This window comes from Streptomyces milbemycinicus, assembly GCF_002154605.1.
In the GTDB taxonomy this organism is placed as follows: domain Bacteria; phylum Actinomycetota; class Actinomycetes; order Streptomycetales; family Streptomycetaceae; genus Streptomyces; species Streptomyces milbemycinicus.
In genome coordinates, this window is sequence record NZ_MUNE01000124.1 from 1 (window position 1) to 3092 (window position 3092).

General features: G+C 66.4%; 1 protein-coding gene. It reads right to left on the bottom strand.

Going from position 1 to position 3092, the window contains the following annotated elements; all coding sequences use genetic code 11:
• Positions 1-366: 366 nt before the first annotated feature.
• Positions 367-2847 carry a DEAD/DEAH box helicase gene (locus CCN51_RS10790; RefSeq protein WP_086859487.1) on the bottom strand — a complete coding sequence of 827 codons (2481 nt, stop codon included), beginning with the start codon at positions 2845-2847 and terminating at the stop codon, positions 367-369.
• Positions 2848-3092: the final 245 nt, after the last annotated feature.

Consider the following 3092-nt stretch of genomic DNA (forward strand, 5'->3'; position numbering starts at 1 on the left):
TCCTCCTCCGGAGGAACGACGCACGACCCTACGGGTCGTCAAGATGCGGCCACCTCCGGTGGCCTGCCGGCCACTCCGTGGCCGGGTGATCCGCTCCGCGGATCACGAGCGGGTTGTCGGGGAAGTGCTCGGATCGCTCCGCGATCCGAGCACTTGGCCTGGTCGGTTCCTGTAACTCTGTTTGTGGCTAGGGTGGCTAGAAAGGTTCCCGCTCCGCGGTCACCTTTGGGCTGGCTAGAACCGGACGGTCCTCCCGGTGACGCTTGCTCAGGGAGGAGTCGCCTCAAGGTCAGGGTCCTTTCGGCCTGTCGGGTTCCTGAGTTGCTGGCTCCACGTGCCTTCTGCTGCTTCCATAGAAGCAGAAAACTATGGAAGATTCGAGATGTGGGTGTCCCCCTTTTCAGGAGGTGCGGGGTCGGTGTCGCGCCAGTTTTTTTGAAGGATCTCTTCCATCAACTGATCTTGTTCTTGGGTGAGTTGGCCGGTGTTCTGTTTGGTTCGGACCTTGCAGAGCCACGGGCCGATCATGATCCGGTCGCCGTCGGCTTCGATCCATTCCCGAGCGCCGGGCGGGCGGTCCCAGCGTTCCACGAACAGCCGGAGGATCTCCGCAGTCTGCTGGAAGGTACGGCGAGTCCGCTTCGACGCCATACCGATCATCTTCCCTGTGGGAAGCGAGGCTTGATTAGGGGTCAGCTTAAGGTGGGTGAGGAGGTCGCGCTGCCCAGGGGCCAGCTGATCCCAGGAGGTGTGCTGACGATGCAGCCAGCTCCCGGCTTTCACTCCCTCAATCGCCGTGTCACGGCGCAGTGTTGTGGGGTCGTGGTCGGCTTCGAGGTGGCGTTTGAGGAGGTGGTACTTGCGGTGCCAGTCGGGGCCGTACGGAAGTGTCCAGTCGGGGTCGAGGGCGGTGAGTTCGGCGTTGCGTTCGGGGGCAAGGCGGTTTTTTCGGGCCAGGGCGCGTTGGTCGACGAGGAACTGGCCGCCGGGTTGGTGGGCGGGGATGGCAAGGTGACCGTGCTCTGTCTGGTAGGCGGTGACGGTCGTGAGGTGGCCTTGCCAGGTGGCTTCGTGGTCGTCCCAGATCATGCCGAGTTCGTCGAGTTCAGCGATCCACTCTGGGGTGAGAGTTCCTTGCTGACGGGCTGTGCGTTGGCCAGTGATGAAGGTGCCCAGGTGGTAGCCGTAGGCATCCTCGTAGCCTGCGGGGACGCGCAGGTGCTGGTGTTCGGTGTAGAAGCGGGTGGCGGCGGCCAGGCCGGCTCTCCGCGGTGCGGAGAGGACGGTTCCGTCGGCGGGCCAGGAGATGAGATCCATGGCTTGAGCGATGGTGTTGGGATCGAGGGTGAAGTCGAAGCGAAAGCGGCGGGCGATCAGGGTGTGGGTGTCGCGCTCTAGGCGCTGGTTGGGGTTTTTGCGGGGTGCGCGGGCAGCGATGGTCTGGTCGTGGTGTCTGAGGGCTGCGGTGACCAGCCACAAGGCTTCGTAGGGGGTGGCGAGCAGGTCGGTGGGGTCGGCGCCGGGTGGGATGTAGGCAGGGATGATGAGGCTGGCTGTCTTGGTCTCGCGGGTGGGGGGTTTGCGCAGTGCGCGGCCCAGGCCCTGGACAATCCGGCGGACGCTGGCGGTACGGTCTGCGAATACCACCCCATCCACAGCTGGCAGGTCGATGCCCTCCCCCAAGACCTGGGCGTTGGTGAGGACGGCACGGTCGGCGTCGGCGAAGTCGGTCAGGATGTCGTGGCGCTGGCCCGGGGTGTGGGTGCCGTTGATCGACTGCACGACCAGGTCCTCGGCCCAGTCCGGGCGCTGCTCGCGGGTGAGGGTGCGCAGGGTGTAGGGGAACTGGCGGGCGAAGTCCGTAGCATCGGCGATCTGCTGGAAATAGACGATCAGGTGATGGAGGTCGTGTTCGGCCATCGCCTTGAGGACGGCAAGGTGCAGGGCTGTCGTCCGGCGGGCGGTTGGGGCGAAGCCTGAGTGGGCGTCTGGGTCGGCGAGGGCGGTGCGCAGCGTGGTGTCGGTGATGGTGGGTACCACCAGCTGGTAGTCCGCCAGGACTCCGTCTTCGATGGCCTGGGCGTGGGAGTAGGTGTGCAGGCGCGGGCCGAAGGTCTTGATGTCTGCCATGGACGCGACCTGCGAGGGTGCATCCCATTCTGGGGCCGTGGCCGCGGTGCGCTTCGGTACCGGGCGGGAAGTGGGCGCCTCCGTCAGGCGCGGCGGCTCCCACTCGTAGGGGGTCGCGGTGAGGTAGAGACGGCGGTCGGCCGGGATGCGGGTGCTGTCGTGCAGGGCTGTCCACTCTTTGTCCCAGCTGCCTGCGGTGCGGTGCGCCTCGTCCACGATCAGCAGATCGAACACTGGGGCCGGGGCACGGGTGTGCTGGCTCTGCTCGATCTTCGGCAGCGAGTCAAGGGTGACGAAGACGGTGGCGTGCTCGTGCCGGGCCAGCCACGATGCCAGTGTCTCGCCCGAGTTCGTGCTCGTGACGGCTGCCCCGGCGAGCAGTGGGTGTTTGTCTGCGCGCAGCGAGGACACTGCGATCATCGGTTCGCGGCGTCCGTCTCTTCGGGCGGCTTGGGCCCATTGCGCGATCAGGTCCAGACTCGGCACTGTGACCAGAAGGTGCTGGACGGTCAGGGCCTCGGCCGTACGCAACGCAGTCAAGGTCTTGCCGGTGCCGCACGCCGAGACCGTGTGACCGCGTGTATGCGGACGCGCGAGATGACGTGCTGCATTGTCGACCGCCTGCTGTTGATCCGGGCGTAGCGTGAGCCGGACCGGACGGGCGCGGCATGTCGGAGTGGCTGAAGCCTCAGCCACGGGCTCAGGGCCGGAAGACATGGTGTACAACCTCAACTCACGACAGGGGCAGTCGGCGGAATTCATCCTCCCGCATGTGAGCGAGTTGGCGCGGGGTAGATCTCACACTTTGATGCGAGTTGCGCGCCGAGCGGGAGCGGATGCAGCACGAGCACCAGCTGGCGCTCGCCGAGGCGCAGCACGCCCCCGACCTGGCCCAGGCGAAAGCCGAGCAGCTGGCGCTGGGGCGCCGGGCCGGCTGGCCATCCCCCAGCCCCCCTGCCGTC